Source organism: uncultured Bifidobacterium sp., from assembly GCF_959020155.1.
Classification (GTDB): domain Bacteria; phylum Actinomycetota; class Actinomycetes; order Actinomycetales; family Bifidobacteriaceae; genus Bifidobacterium.
Map to the genome: position 1 here is coordinate 1 of NZ_CAUERC010000011.1, position 18,852 is coordinate 18,852.

An 18,852-nucleotide genomic window follows, 5' to 3' on the forward strand; every position below is an offset into this window, starting at 1 on the left:
GTGATCTTGGGATTGTGTGCCCTTATGAAAGCGCGCCGCCGACTCCTCTCGGAACAGGTGACGTGCTTCCGGACGACGATGTCCATTACGATCACGGCAGATCGATAGCCGACAATATCGTCACGCTGGTTCAGCTAGTTCGAATTGCAGGTGGCGGACGGTGCCCAAGACGAAAGATTCTCGTCCGTCGTTCGGCCGCCGTCGTTGGCCGTGATGATACTGGAGACCATGAAGCTCAGGCGGCGGCAGCCAAGGGCGAAGTCGAGAAAGAGGTGACGGCGTGACACTTGAACAGAGGTCAGATAGCGCGGCGGCGGAGCGGTGCCGAGCATGAGCGACGATCAACGGCCGCAGGCGATCGAAGTGCGCGGGGCGCGCGTGCATAACCTGAAGAACATCGACATCGACATTCCGCTGGGCGAACTGGTGGGCGTGGCCGGCGTCTCCGGTTCGGGAAAGAGCTCGCTGGCGCTCGGCGTGCTGTATGCGGAAGGTTCGCGGCGCTACTTGGAGGCGCTGTCCACGTACACGCGACGCCGCCTGACCCAGGCCAGTCGCGCCCAGGTGGACGAAGTGCTGCACGTGCCGGCCGCGCTGGCCCTGCACCAGCGGCCCACGGTGCCTGGCATCCGTTCGACGTTCGGCACGATGACCGAATTGCTCAACAGCCTGCGACTCCTGTTCTCCCGCGTCGCCTCGCACGTGTGCCCGCATTGCGGGGCGCGCAACGAGTCGACGCTGAACGTGGCGGCCGGACTGCCCATCACCTGTGCTGGCTGCGGCAAGGAATTCCACGCGCCCGGCGCCGAATCGCTCGCTTTCAACTCGGCCGGCGCCTGCCCGACCTGCTCCGGCACCGGCATCGTGCGCGAAGTAAACCGCGCGGCCCTGGTCCCGGACGAGTCGAAAAGCATCGACGACGGCGCGGTGCTGCCATGGGGTTCGCTCATGTGGGACCTCATGAAACAGGTGTGCGGCGCGATGGGCGTGCGCACCAACGTGCCGTTCAACGAACTCACACCCGAAGAACGCGACATCGTATTCAACGGGCCGGCCGTCAAAAAGCATATTCTTTACAAGCCGAAGAAAGGCGACGATTTCGCCGAACTCGATTTCACCTACTTCAACGCCGTATACACGGTGGAGAACGCGCTCGCCAAAGCCAAGGACGAGAAAGGTCTGAAGCGCGTGGCTCGATTTCTCAAGGAGGGACCATGCGCCGACTGTGGCGGCACACGGCTGAGCGCCGCAGCCCGGGCCCCGCATGTGCGCGGGCTGAACCTGGCCGAAGCCAGCGCGATGACCTTGGATGCGGCGGTGGATTGGGTGCGCGGCGTGCCGGAATCTCTGTCCGCCGACATGCGGCCGATGGCCACCAACATCTGCGAATCATTCCTGGACGTGGCCCGCCGACTGTTGGATCTGGGCCTCGGCTATCTGGCGCTTGACCGCGCCGGTGCCACGCTTTCAACCGGTGAACGCCAGCGTGTGCAGCTCGCCCGTGCCGTGCGCAACCGCACCACCGGCGTGCTGTATGTGCTCGACGAGCCGTCCATTGGCCTGCACCCCTCGAACGTGGATGGGCTGCTCGGCGTGATGCATGACTTGGTGGCGGACGGCAATTCCGTGGTGGTCGTGGACCATGACGTGCGTGTACTCAAAGCGTGTGACCATCTTATCGAAATGGGGCCGGTTGCCGGTGCCGAAGGAGGGCATGTGATCGCGCAAGGGACGGTCGGCGAGGTGGCGGCGAATCCAAGTAGTCGTATTGCGCCGTTCTTGGCCGATAATGTGAGCGCGCGCATCCGTGAGCGCGTGGCGGAACCGCAGGTGTTCGACCTTGGCCGCATCCGCATGACAACCAGCCAGTTGCATACGGTCAAGCCGCTGGACGTTGATATTCCGCGCGGCCGGCTCGTGGCGGTGACAGGCGTCTCCGGCTCCGGTAAAACCACGATGGTGCTCGAATCGCTGATTCCCGCGCTCAAAGCGCAGGCGGCGGGGGAGCGGTTGCCGGAACATGTGCGTGAACTTGAGGCCGAGGGCATCCATCGTGCGAATCTCATCGACGCCACGCCGATTGGCGCAAACGTACGCTCCACCGTGGCCACCTATGCCGATATTCACGACGAATTGCGCCGCGCCTTCGCCCGCACGGACGGCGCCAAGGCGGGCGGCTGGAAGGCTGGCGATTTCTCATACAACACCGGCCGACTGCGTTGCCCCACATGCGACGGCACCGGTTCAATCTCGCTCGATGTGCAGTTCCTGCCGGACGTGACCATCGAATGCCCGGATTGTGGAGGCTCCCGCTATGCGTCCGAAGCCGACGCGATTCGGCGTGCGGTTAAAGCGGCTAAGGGCAAAGCGGCGAAGATGAAGGTCCCGGATAAACGCAAAGCTGCCAAGGAAAAATTGAGTGAGGCGACGGATCAGGGTGGCGGCAACATTTCCCTGAGCCTGCCTCAACTCATGGCAATGAGCGTGGACCAGGCGCTGTCCGTGACCGGCGACCTCAAGAAGGTTCACGCACGTCTGACCACCCTGCACGACTTGGGCCTCGGCTACTTGACGCTCGGCGAACCGACGCCGGCGCTTTCGGGCGGCGAAGCCCAGCGGCTGAAACTCGCCAGTGAAATGGGCAAGGCCCAATCGGACGCGGTATTCGTGTTCGATGAGCCGACCATCGGTCTGCACCCGTTCGACGTGCGCGTGCTGCTGGGCGTGTTCGACCGGCTCGTGGCGAGCGGCGCAACAGTCGTGGTCATCGAACATGACCTTGACGTGATCGCCAATGCGGACTGGATCATCGACATGGGTCCGGGCGGTGGCGAAAGCGGCGGACGCATCGTCGCCACCGGAACGCCGGAACAAATCGCGGCCAATCCGAACAGCATCACCGGGCGGTATCTGCGCTGACTCGTATGGCGGTAACGCGCCTTTGCATAGGACCCTGCGCGAGTAGGATAGCCGTCCATGGTGCAGATTCATGGCATTAGACGCGCAAGCGCGGACGCGAAATATCGGCAGATGACCGGGCAGCCGGTCAAGCCGCTGATTCTCAAACTGTGTTTGCCGGCCGTCATCTCCAACTTGGTGACCACCGCCTACAATCTCACGGACACGTTCTTTATTGGTCAGCTCGGCACCGCGCAGTCCGGTGCCATCGGCATCGCGTTCTCCATCATGACCGTGATGCAGGCGCTCGGCTTCTTCTTTGGCAACGGCGCGGGCAACTCGATGAGCCGCGAACTCGGCAAACAGAACAATGAGCGCGCCTCCCGACTACTGGCCGTGGGCTTCGCGGGTGCGGTGCTCTCTGGTTTGGTGATTGCCACAATCGGATTGCTGACCCTGCGGCCGCTGGTCGTCATGCTGGGATCGACCTCGACAATCGCCCCATACGCCGTGCAATACCTGACGCCGTTGTTGGTCGCCGCACCCTGTGTATGCGGTTCGTTCGCACTCAACGGACTGCTGCGATACCAAGGGCAATCGACGTTCGGCATGATCGGGCTGGTTTCGGGCGCATTGCTGAATTTCCTGCTCGCGCCGTTGTTTATCTTCGTGCTGCACCTCGGAATTTTTGGTGCCGGCCTGGCCACCGCCATCTGCCAGACGGTGAGCTTCACGATTCTGACCACAATGAGCCGCAAATTCGGCGTGATGAAACTGTCCCTGCGCAATTGCAGGCCGGATGTGCTGCTCATGCGCGAAGTGGCCGGCGGTGGCCTGCCCTCGCTGATCCGCCAAGGCGCCGGTTCGATTTCCGTGACCTGCGTGAACATTGCCGCCAATCCGTTCGGCGATGCGGCCATCGCCGGCATGGCCATTGTGATGCGCATTATGTTGGGCGCCAACTCGGTGATCGTCGGCCTCGGCCAAGGTTTCCAACCGGTGTGCGGCTACAACTACGGTGCCGGCCTGTTCGCGCGCGTCAAAGAAGGGTACTGGTTCTGCGTGCGGCTCGCCACCTGCGTGCTCGTGGTGTTGGCGGTGTTGCTGTGGGTGTTCGCACCGCAACTGGTCGAGATCTTCCGCTCCGACCCGGCCGTGGTGGCGGTGGGCGTGGCCGCGCTGCACATCCAATGCTGCACGGTGATTCTCAACGGCTTCAACATGATGGGCAATATGATGACCCAGACCATGGGCCGCACCGGCATCGCCTCGTTCCTGGCCCTGTGCCGGCAAGGCCTGTTCCTGGCGCCAATCGTGCTGATTCTGCCGATGATGTTCGGCGTGCTCGGCGTGGAAATGGCGCAATCGGTGTCCGACGTGCTGACATTCCTAGTCACTATCCCGTTCATGCGGCGAATCCTGCATGAATTGCGGTGAATGGTAGATGGCAACTATGAATAATCGAAGTGCAAAGCGGGTGCCGGGCGTTCCTTCTCCCGCGTATATCGAATCGCTGTACCGCACCATGGCTGCCGCCCTTGGCCCGACCGGATGGTGGCCGGCTGAAACCACATTCGAGATTATGGTGGGCGCGGTGCTGACGCAGAATACGGCGTGGGGCAATGTGAATCGTTCGCTTGCGGCGTTGAACGCGGAGGGTGTGCTCGAACCCCATAAGCTGGCGATTATGGGGCCAGCGCATCTGCAGGAACTTATTCGCCCGTCCGGCTTTTATGTCAACAAATCCAAGACGGTACAGTCACTGAGCCGATGGTATGTGGAGCGTTGCGGAGCCTCGCCTGAGGGCGCGGCAGATATTCCCGACGCCGAATTGCGGACCGAATTGCTCGGATTATTCGGTATCGGGGGCGAAACGGCCGACGACCTGATGCTATATGTGTTTTCGCGCCGCACATTCGTGGCCGATACTTATGCTCGCCGACTATTCGCCTTCCTTGGATTTGATGCGCCAGCCGGCTATCTGGCATTCCACAAGGCCTATTCGCCCGTGGTGCTGGATGCGAGCCTCAGCGTCAAGGATTTGCAGGAATTCCATGGGCTCATTGACGAGTTCGGCAAGGCCTACCGCGATGACGCGGCCAAAAGCGAGTCCTTTTTGGGTGGATGGAGGGCTTGACTGCACGGCGAATCGTTCTCAATAAGAAAAGTGTGAGGCCCGCACGGTGCCAATCGCACATCTGAATCCTTGACTGGCTGCGCTCGATGCTGGGTGTCGAAAACGAGTCTGTGACAGAATAGTTCGACCGACGCAATCGCCAAAACGCCGAACAGGAGCCAATGATGACCGAAGACAAGCCGATCGCCAAGCCGATTATCGATGATGCGACGCGCGAGAAAATGGCGCTTATGTTCTCTGGCGAGGTCTACCTGCCGGATGATGTGGACGGCTTTTTTGATCTGCAGGCCGCCCAGCGTGATCTCCAGCTCGAACTCAACGCCACGCCGCTGACCAACCCGAAGCGCCGTACCGAACTCATGCAGGCGTTCTTCGGCGCGGCGGGGGAGGGTCTGTACCTCGAATGCCCGGTGTATGCGAACTGGGGCTGCAATACTTATTGGGGCGAGCGCTGTTACGCCAACTTCAACCTGACGCTGGTGGACGATGGTGAGATCTTCATCGGATCCCACACCATGATCGGCCCCAACGTCACGCTTGTAGCCACCGGCCATCCCGTGCGTCCGGACCTGCGCTATCAGGGTGCCCAGTATTCGTTGCCCGTCCACATCGGCGAGAACGTCTGGATCGGCGCGAATGTCACCGTGCTGCCCGGGGTCACCATCGGGGACAACGCGGTCATTGGCGCCAACTCGCTGGTCACCAAGGACATCCCCGCCAACACGGTCGCCTATGGCAGCCCGTGCAAGGTAATTCGCGAAATCAACGAACGCGACGACGTCTACTACTGGCGCGACCGCCAATTCAGTGAGCGTTTTAAGCTCAAAGAGCAGTAGCGCGAAAGCTCACTCCCACACGTCGAGCTTGCGATTTTTGTAGAAATACTCGCGGTCCTTGTCGCCGATTTCACGCACGACCTCGCAGGGCGCGCCGTAGGTGACGGAGTTGGCGGGGATGGAATGTGTCACGACCGAACCGGCGCCAATCACGCAATTGTCGCCGATGGTCACTCCCGGCAGAATCGACACGTTCGCGCCGACCCACACGTTGCGCCCGCTGATCACCGGAATGCAATACGTGTAATGGTGCTCGCGCAGCACCGGCAACACGGGGTGGCCGGCGGCGCATTAGCACGGGGAACGGTTGAACGAGAAGTGGATTGGCATGTGATGGTATCGAACATACTGATGCGTGTGCCGCCGAGCCTGTCCAGATGGCTGCCTATATGAACCAGTGACAGAAAAGCACGGGAACGCGAGCGAGAGGAGTGTGCATGGGGCAGTTCGGCGTCATGATTGGCCAGTTAGTCGGATTTCTGATCATGCTGATGGTCGGGTATGGATGTGTGAGGCTTCGATTCTACGGTCAGACGGCGTTGGACGGCATGTGCTCGTTGCTGCTCAACGTGCTCATCCCCGTGCTCGTGTTCTCGAACGCCGTCGACGGCGCGGACCGCGCGCAGCTTGCCTCTAACTGGGGCGTGATGCTGCTGACCGCCGTGATGTACGCGCTGCTCATCCTGGTGTTCTGGCTGGTCGCCGAACTGTTGCGGCTCAAAGGTTCGCGTAGCCATGTATTTCAGGCGTCGCTTATTTTCGGCAACGCCGGATTCATCGGCATTCCGTTGATTATGGCACTTTGGCCGCAGAACGGCGCGATTTACGTGGCGCTGATGTCGATCATCGACCAGACGCTGCTCTGGACGTACGGCGTATGGCTGTGCGAGCCGGTCGACGAAACGACTGGCGGCAACGCGATTGGCGCGCGAGGTGCGGTCGTGAACGGTTCGGTGAACGGCGCCGGTTCGGTGGGCAATGCTGGTTCGGCGAGCAATGCCGCAAACGGTGGTTCTCCGGCCATCGTCCGCCCCTCGCCAGGCACCCGCGTCCTCGGCCTGCTTAAACGATTCGTCAATCCCGCCTTCGTCGGCGTGATGCTCGCCCTGATTCTGATTCTGCTCGGCGTCAAGGTGCCGGACATCATCCTGAAGCCGCTGCACACCATCGGCAATATGGCCACGCCGATGTCGCTAATCTACTTAGGCGGCCTGTTCGCACTGACCAAGTGGTGGGGCGTCCTCAAACGCTACGAACTCTATGCTGGCCTAGCCGCCAAGATGATCGCATTCCCGCTCGCCTTCTACGCGCTACTGACCGCGCTGACCGGCGCATTGCCGCAACTGCCGATCACCCATGACATGGTGCTGATGATTACGGTCATCGCCGGACTGCCGACCATGACCACCATTGCCATGTTCACCGGTCGCAAGAACAACATGCCCGAGTATGCGGTCGGCTTCGTGCTCGTAAGCACGCTGTTCTCGCTGGCCTCCCTGACGATTGTGTCGGCAGTTGTGTTCTGAATTGTCCCCTTCGACGAAAAGAATGCCGGGGCCTCCGGCGCTTGGAATTTCATCGACGCCGCCAACGACTCCAATCCGAGGCGGCCGTGCCGTATTTCAAGGAGATATTCGATTACGCGCGCACGCTCGATCCGCAGCATCGCCCGCTGACCTACACCAATCTGCTGATGGCCGCCGGAGGCAAAGACAAGTGCCATCAGTTCGCGGATGTCATCTGCCTGAACCGGTATTACGGCTGGTATGTGCAAGATGGGTATCAGCTCATCGGAGCCAAGAAGGCCTTCATCAACGAGATGAACCAATGGATGAACACCGAACCCAACAAGCCGTTTCTGTTCACCGAATACGGTGCGGACACCGATGCCGGTGTGCACAAGCTGCCGAGCATGCAATGGAGTGAAGAGTACCAATGCGAGTACCTCACCATGCAGCACGAAGTGTTCGACATGTTCGAGGCAGTGGTGGGCGAGCAGGTATGGAACCTCTGCGACTTCCAAACCGGTGAAGGTATCATGCGCGTCGACGGCAACAAGAAGGACGTCTTCACTCGCGACCGTCAGCCCAAAGCCGCCGCCTATGTACTCAAGGAGCGTTGGGAGACTAAGTAGCGGCCCGCCCCTGGAATATTCCAGGAGCAACACACATCGCATAACACACAACGCAACATACAAAAAAGAACCTCGTGAAACGAATTTCACGAGGTTCTTTCTAGTTACGCTGAATGACTCCCATTAGACTCCCACGAGGGAAGAGCAATGGGAATTCCAACGTGGCTAAGCTCTCAAACTCAGATGTGGAAGTAGAGCTCGTACTCGAGCGGGGTCGGGGCCAGGCGAGCCTGGTCGATCTCGTCGCGCTTGAGGCCAATCCAGGTCTCGATCAGGTCGTCGGTGAACACGTCGCCGGCGGTGAGGAAGTCGTGGTCCTCTTCCAGGGCGTCCATAGCCTCGGCCAGGGAGCTTGGCACCTGCTTGATGCCAGCGTGCTCTTCCGGCGGCAGCTCGTAGAGATCCTTGTCGACCGGCTCCGGAGGCTCGATGTGGTTCAGGATGCCGTCCAGGCCAGCCATCAGCTGAGCGGAGAAGGCCAGGAACGGGTTGCAGGACGGATCCGGAGCGCGGAACTCGATGCGCTTGGCGGCCGGGGAGGTGCCGGCCAGCGGAATACGGATGGCGGCAGAACGGTTACGAGCGGAGTACACCAGGTTGACCGGAGCCTCGAAGCCCGGGACCAGACGGTGGTAGGAGTTCAGGGACGGGTTGGTGAAGGCCAGCACGGAGGAGGAGTGCTTGATCAGACCGCCGATGTACCAGCGAGCCAGATCGGACAGACCAGCGTAGCCCTTCTCGTCGTAGAACAGCGGCTTGCCGTCCTTCCACAGGGACTGGTGGCAGTGCATACCAGTGCCGTTGTCGTCGGCGATCGGCTTCGGCATGAAGGTCGCAGCCTTGCCGGCCAGAGCGGCGGTCTCGTGGACGACGTACTTGTACTTCATCAGGTCATCGCCTGCGTGCTGCAGGGTGTTGAAGCGGTAGTTGATCTCCTGCTGGCCAGCGCCGGCGACCTCGTGGTGGGAACGCTCGAGGATCAGGCCGACCTTCTGCAGGTTGGCGACCATATCGTCGCGCAGATCCTGGGTGTGGTCAATCGGCGGAACCGGGAAGTAGCCCTTCTTGACGCGATTCTTGAAACCGATGTTCGGGGTGCCGTCTTCCTCAACGTCAACGCCGGAGTTCCACGGAGCTTCGATGGAGTCGACCTCGTAGAAGGAGCGCTGCATGCTGTTCTCGAAGCGCACCTTGTCGAAGATGAAGAACTCGGCTTCCGGAGCGAAGGAAGCGGTGTCGGCGATGCCGGTGGACTTCAGGTAAGCCTCGGCCTTGCCGGCAACCTGACGCGGGTCGCGGGAGTACGGCTCGTCGGTCAGCGGGTCGACGATGGAGAAGGCCACGTCAAGGGTCTTGTGCTTGCGGAACGGGTCAATGAAAGCGGTCTCAACGTCCGGGACCAGCTTCATGTCGGACTCGTTGATGGCTTGGAAGCCCTGAACGGAGGAACCATCGAACGGCATGCCGTCGGTGAAAGCGTCCTTCAGGAATTCGCTAGCCGGCACGGTGAAGTGCTGCTGAACGCCGATAAGATCGGTGAAACGGACGGAGACATACTCGATGCCTTCCTTGTTGATAAGGGCCTCGGCGTCTTCCTTGGACTTGAGTTCGGTCACGGGACCGCTCCTTTCGTATGAAATATAACGGTATCCATCGTAAAATCGCGCGTTTCGCCGGCTCGAAACTTGGGTTACGAGAATGTTTCGTGACTGTGGCCGACAATCGCGCAGGCGCGTTATTTCAACGAAACATCATTACAGAATGGAAACGGAGGCTATCGGGGGAGTGGGTAGAGGTGTCCGCAACGTGGACAGTGGATATTGACAGGTGACGTAGGTGGATGTATGTGGACGCGATTATGAGACATATGACGAAGCCCCGGAACCGATTGAACGGATTCCGGGGCTTCTGTGCGATTTGGTGGTGTGCTGCCGATCAGCGACCGCGCATCGCGCGGCGGGAGATCTTCTGCGGGTGGTTCGGGTCCATGCCCTTGGGGATGGCATAACCCTTCTTGGCCTGCAGCGTGCGCAGACGATCGTTCAGCGTTTCCATCTCGGCCTTGGTCAGCAGGAAGCGACGACGCGGATGAATCTTGGCGATCAGTGCGTTCTTGTGGTTCGTGGGCTCATAGCTCTTGGACTTGGTCACCGTGCTACGCAGCTTGTCCAGTGGCACCTGCTTGGGGCCGTGGCCCACGGAGATGCGGTACACCGGAATGGAGGAGCCGGCGGTGACGCCCTTGATATCGTGTTCCTGACGATCCATCGCCTTCATGATGCGACCGTATTCGCCTTCGCCGATCAGGTAGATGCCGTTCATCGAAGTGCCGCGCCAGATGGCATCCTTGGTCTTCGGGTCGATCCACACCGGTTCCTGCGGGAAGTTAAAGCCGGCTTTCTGCATGTTGCTCAGCACGCCGATGGCGGCACCAGGCTTGCCGTCAATCTGCTTGTAGCCGACTGCATCCGCGCGGCGGGTGAGCATCATGGTGGCCAGTAGCATGCCGAGCATGATGGCGGTGATCATGGTGAAGATCCAGGTCAGCCAGGTCCACTTGGCAATCAGACCGATGATGATCATCACGACTACAGGCAGCAGGAAAGCACCGGCCTCAAGCCACGGCAGGGCCTTGTCTTCCTTAGCCGTGTACTTGTAGATCTGGATGATCTGCTTGATTGTGCTCTGCTTCTTCGGCTTCGCGTCCTTTTCCGCCATCACTTCTTCCTTTGTTGGGACGAAACACACTAGGCAACATCTTATCAGGTGCGCTGGTCCGAACTTGTTTGTGCTGGTTGGTCTCAGCGTGTGTGTAACGGCCGTCCGTCGGCCTTGAGCAGCGCCTCGCCGAGCGTTTCACTGAACGTGGGATGCGGGTGAACGAGGCGGGCTGCGTCGGCGAGCGGCATATGGTTGCCGACCAGCTGTTCGGCTTCGGCGATGATGTCGGAGGCCATCTGGGAGACCATGTGCACGCCGAGCACGCGCGGGGTGTCCGGGTTGGCCGCGTCGCAGCCGGAGACGATGGTCAGTGAACCGGCCGTGCCGCTCATCAGCATGCGCGCGTTCGCCAGCATCGGATAGTTGGTCTCCTTGATTTCAATGAGATCCTCTCTCGCCTGCGCCTGTTCGACGGTGAGCCCGACCGACGCCGCTTCGGGGAAGGAGAACACGATTTGCGGCACGGTGGCTTCGTCCACCGGCTTGGGATTGAGTCCGGCGATGGTCTCCGCGATGACGATGCCTTGCTCAAAAGCACGATGCGCCAGCGCGTGACCGGCCGTCACATCGCCCACCGCCCATACGCCCGGTTTGTCGGTGCGGCCGTACGCATCCGTGGCGACATGTCCGTGGTCGTCAATCGTCACGCCCCATGCTGGGTCGGTGATCGGGTCACGCCCGATGGCGACAAGGGCGATTTCGCCCCAGACGCTTTGTTCGCCGTCCTGGCCTTCGCACGTGTAGTGCACGGTGGCACCAAGGTTCGCGCCGGTGTCCACATGGGTGACGCTGGCGCGGGTGATGATGTTCACGCCATGACGTTTGAGCTCACGGGTCAGCGTGGTGCCGGCTCTCCGGTCCCAGGCTGAGAGCACACGGTCCTTGCGAATCAGCAAGGTCACCTTCGAACCGGCGGCGTTCCACATCGAGGCGAATTCAAGGGCGATGGCCCCGGCGCCGATAATCACCGCCGACGAGGGAAATTCGTTGACTTCCAGCGCCTGTGTGGAGTCGATGAGGGCGCCGGCGAACGGGTTGCCGGGCAATGGGCGTGGCTTGGCACCGGTGGCGATGACGATGTTCGTGGCCGTGAGGTCCATCGTGGGGCCGCTGGGCTCGGGGACATCGGCCTTGTGATAGGTGAGGATGTCGCTTTGGTCGGGGGAAGGGACGAGGTGGACGATGTGGTTGGAAGTTGCTGGAGCGGTCTCATCCGCATGGAACGCGGCATTGGCTCGGAACACGGTGATGCCGCGATGGGCAAGCAGTCCGGCCAGTCCTCCCACCATCGTCTTGACCACGCGCAGGCGATAGTCGCGCAGCGTGCCGAAGTCGATGCCATTCACCGAGGCGTTGACGCCGAGCTCGGCCGCACGGTGCACGGTGTCGATGGTGTGGGTGGCGGTGATGAGCGCCTTGGAGGGGATGCAGCCACGGTTGAGACAGGTGCCGCCCACGGTGGCGTCACGCTCGATGAGTGCCACTTTCATGCCGAGTTCGGCGGCGCGCAGGGCTGTGGAATAGCCGCCGGGGCCGGCCCCGATGATGACCAGATCAAACTGTTCGCTCATGATTGCCTCCTTGGTGCATATAAGTATGGCTCCCATGCTAGGGAGCCATATGTGGCTATCGCCGCCACTTCGCCTAAAAACAGTCCACTGGACTGTTTTCTTTACGGCTCAGCCCCTCAACGAGGGGAGCCAGAGTATATATGGACAATCAGTCCGCCGGCCAGTGACCGCGCTTCGGGTAACGCGGCTTGGGAAGCCTCCAACGACGCATCTGAATCGAACGGCTCCAAGCGTAGGAGAAGGAGCGGGAGCCCTTGGACACGGACTGTTCGCCGTACTTGGCGATGAGCTTGGCCTTGAGCTTGCGCCACATCAGCCATACGTCGATGATCACGGCAATCAGGTAACCGTACATAAGCGCCATCATGATGATGGAAGCCCACTGGTTCTGCATCAAAGAAGTGACGAACATGGAGACGATCAGAATCGCGAAGGCCACCGGGATGAACCATTCGCCAAGGTTGAAACGGGCATCCACATAATCACGGATGTAGATACGCCAAGGCAGGCGTTCCGCCTTGGGCATGTGGTTGATATCGCCCTTCTGCATCGCCTCGTACTCGGCGTTCTCCTTCTCACGCAGACGGGCTTTGGCGGCCTTGGCGCTGGCCTTGCGGTCCACCGGAACCAGCGGACGGATACCGGCGGCCTGAGCCTGCTTCATCTTCGGGGTAGGACGGCCTTTTTTCTCAGAAGGATCGGCGGTCTTCTTCGGGGCCTGCTCAACGGGAACTTGGGCCTCTTCTTTTTTCCTAAACGGATTCCATGTCATGCTTTGAGGTTACGGTGACGTTCAGACACTTGTATACTGGCGCAGCCATTGCAATGACGCCGCTTACACACATATAAAGGAGGACCATCATGGCAACGCTCACCGCTGACGAGATTCGTTCGCGCGTCGAAACCGATTGGAACCGCATCGTCAAGGTGCTGGCCGAAAAGGTTGCGCTGCAGTCGATTTCCGCCAAGGGCATCACCGCCGAACATATGAAGCGCTCCGCTGAATTCGTGGCAGACGAACTGCGCCTCGTGGGTGTGGATGCCAAGGTGGTCCAGGCTTCCAATGCCGACGGCACTCCGGGCGCATGGGAGGTCATCGGCTCGCATATCGTTTCTCCGGACGCCCCCACCGTGCTGCTCTACGCCCATCACGACGTGCAGCCTGTTCCGGACCCGGCCGAGTGGAACACCGACCCGTTCGTGGCCACCGAAATCGACGGCCGTCTTTACGGCCGTGGCTCCGCCGATGACGGCGGCGGCATCGCCATCCACTCCGGTGCGCTGAAGGCTTTGGGCGACGACCTCAACGTCAATATCAAAGTGTTCATCGAAGGCGAAGAGGAGATGGGCTCGCCAAGCTTCATTCCCTTCATCGAGGCTCACCGCGACGAATTCGCCGCCGACGTGATTATCGTGGCCGATTCCGGCAACTGGTCGGCGGACATTCCTTCTTTGACCACCTCGCTGCGCGGCAACACCTGCGTGGACGTGACCGTGCAGGGCCTTGAGCACCCGGTGCACTCCGGTCAGTACGGCGGCCCGATTCTCGACTCCAATACGTTGGCCGCCATGCTCATCGCTTCCATGTACGACGAGAACGGCGATCTGGCCGTGCCCGGCGTGGCCGCGGAAGAGCCAATCGGCGGTTTGCAACGCGACCTTGACGAAACCACCGTGCGCGAGGATTCTGGCGTGGTGGCCGGTTACGAGTTCGCCGGCACCGGTTCGCTGGCCTCACGCCTGTGGACCAAGCCGTCCGTGACCGTGATCGGCTTCGACGCCCACCCGGTCGAGGGATCCTTCAACGTGATCGCCCCGGAGACCCGCTTCCGTCTGTCGCTGCGCACCGCGCCCACCCAGCGCCCTGAAGAAGCGCAGGAAGCACTGGCTGCATTCCTCGAATCCCACGCGCCGTTCGGCGCCAAGGTCACTGTCGAACGCGGCGAAAACGGCATGGGCTGGGCCATGGACCCGACCGCCGTGGCCACCAAAGACGCGCTGGAAGCCATGACCGAGGCCTTCGGCGTTGAGCCCATCAACAAGGGCGAGGGCGGCTCCATTCCGTTCATCCCCGAACTGCAGCGCATTTTCCCCAACGCTCAGGTGCTGGTCACCGGCCCCGAAGACCCGAAGGCCAACGCCCACAGCCCCAATGAGTCCATCTCCCTGCCCGGCCTCAAGAACAACGTGATCACCGAGGCTTTGCTGCTGGACAAGCTCGGCAAGTAACCGAACCGCATCGGTAATGGTGGCGAGCTGCCGTCAGGTAGGTCACGGATGTGGCTATTGCCTTTGACGGCGGCTTGCTTTATAGTCGGGGAGTTGACACGGGAGCTGCCGTTAGGCGGCTGAGAGGAGATTCATAGTCTCGACCGATGGAACGTGACCGGATAATGCCGGCGCACGGAAATGTCGCTCTTACCCACCCGTGCCTGAACCAACCTGCGCGTGGCCACGAACATGTGCATCATGTGCGTACATATATCCATGTATGTTCGGCCTGCGTACGAGCAGAAGAAAGGCACATTCATGACTGAAGCTGTGGCCAAAGCCAATTACAAGTGGCGCGTCGTCGATATCGTCGTCGCCGCAATCATCGCCGTCGCATCCGGCGTCATTTTCTGGGGCTGGGACATTGTCTGCTCCGCCCCGCTGGCCCTGTTTGAAGGCGTGACCCCCGGTTTCGAGGGTCTGCTCAACGGATTCTGGCTGTTCGCCGGCCCGCTCGCTGCAATCATTGTGCGCAAGCCCGGTGCCGCACTGTTTGCCGAAACCCTCGCCGCCTTCCTTGAGCTTACGCTGGGCAACCAGTGGGGCGTCGGCGGCTCGCTGATCGTCGGCATCATCCAGGGTCTGGGTGCCGAAATTGCCTTCGCCGTCTTCGCTTGGAAGAAGTGGAACATCGGCACCACCATCCTGTCCGGTGCGCTCGCCGGCGTGGGCTGCTGGGCCTACTACTGGGCCACCAACCCGGGCTGGAACGGCCTGCGCGTCACTTGGTATCTGGTGGGCTCCATCATCTCCGGCGTCGTGATCGCCGGCGTGGTGGTCTGGTACTTGTCTCGTGCGCTCGCCGTCACCGGTGCTCTGGAGCGTTTTGAATCCGGCCGCAGCAAGGCGCGCGTCTGATGCAGATTAATCCGGCTGCGGTAGAGGCCAGCGGCTGGGGATGGCGGCACGCCACGCGTAAGGACTTCGCGTTGCGTGCCGTCGATTTCACCATCCGGCCAGGTGAACGTGTGTTGCTGCTCGGTGCTTCGGGCGCGGGCAAAAGCACGATGATGGCCGGTCTCGCAGGCGTACTTGGCGGCGATGAGGAAGGCGAGCAGGAGGGCTCGCTCACCATCGATGGCGTCGATGCGCGCGAGGCGCGAGGTCGCGTGGGACTGGTGCTTCAGGACCCGGACTCGCAGATCATTCTTGAACGACTGGGCGATGACGCGGCCTTCGGCTGCGAAAACCTCAACGTGCCGCGCGAGGAGATTTGGCAGCGAGTGCGCGAATCATTGGATATGGTGGGACTCGGCGGACTCGAACTGGATCGGTCCACCCGCCATCTGTCCGGCGGTCAGCGTCAACGTCTCGCGTTGGCCGGCGTGCTGGCTATGAAGCCCGGTCTGCTGTTGTTGGACGAACCGACCGCCAACCTCGATCCCGAAGGCGTGGTCGAAGTGCATGACGCGGTCAAAAAGGTCATCGAGGCCACCGGACAGACCATGGTTGTGGTCGAACATCATATCGATGTATGGCTCGATCTGGTCGATCGCGTGATTGTGCTCGGCCGACCCGATGCAAGTTCGCCCACGGGTGCGGTCATTGCCGACGGCAAGCCGGACGAGGTGTTCGCCGAGATGGGCGACGTGTTGGCCGCCGGTGGCGCGTGGGTGCCGGGCCGTGCGATTCCCGATTACTCACCGAAGCAGGAGTCTGCGCACGATGCGCCGGTGCTCAGCACCGAGAACTTAAGCTTTGGCCGTGGGGCCGCTCTTGGCGTTGGTATCAATCTGGATTTTTATCCCGGCGAAGTAACGGCTCTGATGGGTCCGAACGGCGCGGGCAAATCGACCTTGGCCTTGACCTTGGCCGGGCTACTCAAGCCTATCGCCGGCAAGGTGCTCATCGCCGACAACCTCAAGCCCGCGCATGCCGGGCGTGAGCCGATCGACTGGAAAAGCAAGGAACTGCTGGGCCGTATCGGCATGGTGTTCCAGGAGCCCGAACACCAGTTCGCTGCCAACTTTGTGCGTGACGAGGTATCCATCGGCCCCAAGTCGATGGGGCAGAGCCAAGACGAGGCTTATCAGACCGCCGACCGCATGCTTGAGCAGATGAATCTCACGCGCTTCGCCAAAGCCAACCCGTACACCTTGTCTGGCGGGGAGAAGCGGCGACTGTCCGTGGCCTCCATGCTGGCCGCCGCACCCAAAGTGTTGGTGATGGACGAGCCGACATTCGGACAGGATTTCAGTACGTGGAATGAAATGGTCAAGCTGATCGCCGCCATCCGCGACCAAGGCTCGTGCGTGATCATGGTGACGCACGATGAGGCGCTGGTGGATGCGCTGGGCGCACGACGCGTGATGTTCGAGGAGGCGAAGGCATGAGTGACGTGGTAACCGTCAGCCCGCAGGAAACGCGCGTGGAGCCGGTCAAAGCCTCATCGCCCTCATGGTTCATCGCGCGCATCAACGCGGTCAGTCGCATCATCGGTGCGTTGCTGCTGTGCATTCCGATGTTCATCAGTCTGGATGTGGTATCCGCATCCACGGCGCTCGGCATCGAATTCGTGCTGCTGTGGATTGGTGGCGTGGCTCCGTGGACCGTATGCCGTAAGACCTGGCCGGTATGGATCGCCGCCGCCGGCAGTTTTATCTCCGTGTTCCTCTACGGCCGCACCTCGGGCGAGATCCTGTGGCAGGGTGGCTGGATTGTGATCAGCGAGGGGTCCATCAATCTGGCCATCGCCACGGCTATCAGGGTGGCGGCCATTGCCGTACCCGGCGTGATTCTGGCCTTGGGCCTCGATCCCACTGATTTGGCGGACGGTCTGGTTGAGATTCTGCACTTCTCACCGCGATTCGTATACGGCGGATTGGCCGGATTGCGCATGTTTACGCTGCTGCAGGAAGATTGGCGCGCACTCGGCTTGTCCCAGCGTTCGCGCGGCCTTGGTGACGGTAACGCCATCGCCCGTGCTCTCTCCCAAGCGTTCGGACTGCTGGTGCTCTCCATCCGGCGTGCCACCAAACTTGCCACCGCCATGGAAGCGCGCGGCTTCGGCTCCGGCGCCCCACGTTCCCAAGCCCGCATCTCGCGTCTGAAGCCTATCGACTGGATCTTCTACGTCATCTGTCTGGCCGTCCCGCTGGCCTCCATAGGCGTAGCCGTCGGCACCGGGAATTGGCACTTCGCCTTTCAGGGTGTCTGAAAGGCGACAGGCTGGCACAGTGCCTTTCAGGGTGTCTGAAAGGCGACAGATTAGCACAGTGCCTTTCAAGGTGTCTGAACGCCTTATGATGCCCCCGCTGGCGGGGGGCTGTCGGCGTAGCCGACTGGGGTGGTTCCAGCCTCGACCACCCTCAGTCTCGCGACTGACGTAATGACCCGGCAGTAGGGTAGTGGCTATGCCCATCAACGCCCAGATTCTTGATAATCCGAAATCCGACCGCGTGCGCCGCATCGCCGATCTGACCCGCGCCAAAGGCCGCGAACGTTCGGGCCGTTTTCTTATCGAAGGCCCGCAATCCGTGCGCGAGGCCGTCACTTGGCGGCCGGACGTGGTGCAGGACCTGTATGTAGAGGTTTCGCAGGCGCTGGAACATCCGCGTATCATCTCCTCCACGTTGGAGAAGATCGTCGAAACCTCGCAGGATGCCACGATTTATGTGCACTACTGCACCGGCGACGTGATGCGCCGCATCAGTCCGGACGCCCAAGGCATCGCGGCCGTCGGCAATGCCGAGTCCATGCACGCCGGAGCCGATGACGTCGAACTTGGCAAGAACGGTCGGGCCCCGCAGATTGCCGCCTTCTGGCAGGTGCGCGACCCGGGCAACGCCGGCACCGTGATCCGTGCGGCCGATGCGGCCGGCTGCGACGCCGTAATCTTCGTGGACGACTGCGTGGACGTGCTGAACCCCAAGGTCATCCGCTCCACCGCAGGCTCCCTGTTCCATCTGCCGGTACTCGCCATGAGCACCGACGAATTCTTCACCTGGACAGGCGACCATAATATGGACGTCTGGGCCGCCGACGTATACGGCACCGAAGAACGCAAGCCGGAAAGCCTGCCCGCAGTACTGGCGGACAAGGCGGCGGTCGAGGCTCCGAAAGCCGTGCTGTTCGGCAATGAGGCGCGTGGCTTGGAACCGGACATCCTCACGCGCTGCGGCTGCATCGTCTCCATCCCGCTTTATGGCAAGGCCGAATCGCTGAACCTCGGCACCTCGGCCGCGGTGATGCTGATGTCGCTATCTATGTCGGGTCATGTTGAAAGAATGTGAAACCGGTAAAAACGCTGTGAAACGCTGAGAAAACATCAGACGAAAGGGTTCT

17 protein-coding genes and 1 riboswitch are annotated in these 18,852 nt (G+C 61.2%); of the genes, 12 read left to right on the plus strand and 5 right to left on the minus strand.

The window, feature by feature from the left end; all coding sequences use genetic code 11:
• The 5 genes from Q5H31_RS04365 to Q5H31_RS04385 form a co-directional block, all read left to right on the plus strand.
• Positions 1 to 284: hypothetical protein (locus Q5H31_RS04365; RefSeq protein WP_217740750.1), on the plus strand; the 284-nt coding region annotated here is incomplete at its 5' end.
• Between the two features lie 46 nt (positions 285 to 330).
• On the plus strand, positions 331 to 2,919 hold the full coding sequence (locus Q5H31_RS04370; protein WP_302457537.1) for an excinuclease ABC subunit UvrA: 2,589 nt from the start codon (positions 331 to 333) through the stop codon (positions 2,917 to 2,919).
• Positions 2,920 to 2,976: 57 nt separating this feature from the next.
• Positions 2,977 to 4,335, plus strand: coding sequence for an MATE family efflux transporter (locus Q5H31_RS04375; protein ID WP_007051187.1), 1,359 nt, complete (start codon positions 2,977 to 2,979; stop codon positions 4,333 to 4,335).
• A gap of 16 nt (positions 4,336 to 4,351) precedes the next feature.
• Entirely contained in the window at positions 4,352 to 5,035 is a 684-nt protein-coding gene (locus Q5H31_RS04380) for an endonuclease III domain-containing protein (protein WP_179106238.1), read from the plus strand.
• Between the two features lie 161 nt (positions 5,036 to 5,196).
• On the plus strand, positions 5,197 to 5,871 hold the full coding sequence (locus Q5H31_RS04385) for a sugar O-acetyltransferase (protein WP_007053629.1): 675 nt from the start codon (positions 5,197 to 5,199) through the stop codon (positions 5,869 to 5,871).
• 9 nt (positions 5,872 to 5,880) lie between these two features.
• On the opposite strand, the gene Q5H31_RS04390 is transcribed toward Q5H31_RS04385, so the two are convergent.
• Positions 5,881 to 6,144, minus strand: coding sequence for a DapH/DapD/GlmU-related protein (locus Q5H31_RS04390; protein WP_007051184.1), 264 nt, complete (start codon positions 6,142 to 6,144; stop codon positions 5,881 to 5,883).
• Positions 6,145 to 6,308: 164 nt separating this feature from the next.
• Here Q5H31_RS04390 and Q5H31_RS04395 point away from each other — a divergent pair, with 164 nt between their 5' ends.
• Together Q5H31_RS04395 and Q5H31_RS04400 are read left to right on the plus strand one after the other, a co-directional pair.
• On the plus strand, positions 6,309 to 7,397 hold the full coding sequence (locus tag Q5H31_RS04395; RefSeq protein WP_302457538.1) for an AEC family transporter: 1,089 nt from the start codon (positions 6,309 to 6,311) through the stop codon (positions 7,395 to 7,397).
• Positions 7,398 to 7,483: 86 nt separating this feature from the next.
• A complete protein-coding gene (locus Q5H31_RS04400) occupies positions 7,484 to 8,005 on the plus strand; it encodes a glycoside hydrolase family 2 TIM barrel-domain containing protein (RefSeq protein ID WP_010080811.1) in 522 nt (173 codons plus the stop codon).
• 179 nt (positions 8,006 to 8,184) lie between these two features.
• Here the strand turns inward: Q5H31_RS04400 and glnA are convergent, their stop codons facing one another.
• From glnA to Q5H31_RS04420, 4 genes are all read right to left on the minus strand, one after another.
• On the minus strand, positions 8,185 to 9,621 hold the full coding sequence (gene glnA / locus Q5H31_RS04405) for a type I glutamate--ammonia ligase (protein WP_101011082.1): 1,437 nt from the start codon (positions 9,619 to 9,621) through the stop codon (positions 8,185 to 8,187).
• 319 nt (positions 9,622 to 9,940) lie between these two features.
• Complete coding sequence (locus Q5H31_RS04410; protein ID WP_007053625.1) at positions 9,941 to 10,723, minus strand: DUF4191 domain-containing protein; 783 nt, start codon at positions 10,721 to 10,723, stop codon at positions 9,941 to 9,943.
• 83 nt (positions 10,724 to 10,806) lie between these two features.
• Positions 10,807 to 12,297: an NAD(P)/FAD-dependent oxidoreductase gene (locus tag Q5H31_RS04415; protein ID WP_302457539.1), complete on the minus strand. Its 1,491-nt coding sequence runs from the start codon at positions 12,295 to 12,297 to the stop codon at positions 10,807 to 10,809.
• A 148-nt stretch (positions 12,298 to 12,445) separates the two neighbouring features.
• Positions 12,446 to 13,069 carry a DUF3043 domain-containing protein gene (locus Q5H31_RS04420; RefSeq protein WP_007056325.1) on the minus strand — a complete coding sequence of 208 codons (624 nt, stop codon included), beginning with the start codon at positions 13,067 to 13,069 and terminating at the stop codon, positions 12,446 to 12,448.
• Between the two features lie 89 nt (positions 13,070 to 13,158).
• Between Q5H31_RS04420 and Q5H31_RS04425 the strand changes: the two genes are divergently transcribed.
• The 5 genes from Q5H31_RS04425 (at position 13,159) to Q5H31_RS04445 (ending at position 18,800) form a co-directional block, all read left to right on the plus strand.
• Complete coding sequence (locus tag Q5H31_RS04425; protein WP_007051177.1) at positions 13,159 to 14,526, plus strand: dipeptidase; 1,368 nt, start codon at positions 13,159 to 13,161, stop codon at positions 14,524 to 14,526.
• Between the two features lie 91 nt (positions 14,527 to 14,617).
• A riboswitch (TPP riboswitch) is annotated at positions 14,618 to 14,722 on the plus strand.
• A gap of 104 nt (positions 14,723 to 14,826) precedes the next feature.
• Entirely contained in the window at positions 14,827 to 15,426 is a 600-nt protein-coding gene (locus Q5H31_RS04430) for an ECF transporter S component (RefSeq protein WP_008782764.1), read from the plus strand.
• Positions 15,426 to 16,901 carry an ABC transporter ATP-binding protein gene (locus Q5H31_RS04435; RefSeq protein ID WP_007053620.1) on the plus strand — a complete coding sequence of 492 codons (1,476 nt, stop codon included), beginning with the start codon at positions 15,426 to 15,428 and terminating at the stop codon, positions 16,899 to 16,901. The genes Q5H31_RS04430 and Q5H31_RS04435 overlap by 1 nt, the downstream gene beginning before the upstream one ends.
• Positions 16,898 to 17,725, plus strand: a complete 828-nt coding sequence (locus Q5H31_RS04440; protein ID WP_007056880.1) for an energy-coupling factor transporter transmembrane protein EcfT — start codon at positions 16,898 to 16,900, stop codon at positions 17,723 to 17,725. The genes Q5H31_RS04435 and Q5H31_RS04440 overlap by 4 nt, the downstream gene beginning before the upstream one ends.
• 196 nt (positions 17,726 to 17,921) lie before the next feature.
• Positions 17,922 to 18,800: an RNA methyltransferase gene (locus Q5H31_RS04445; protein WP_302457540.1), complete on the plus strand. Its 879-nt coding sequence runs from the start codon at positions 17,922 to 17,924 to the stop codon at positions 18,798 to 18,800.
• Positions 18,801 to 18,852: the final 52 nt, after the last annotated feature.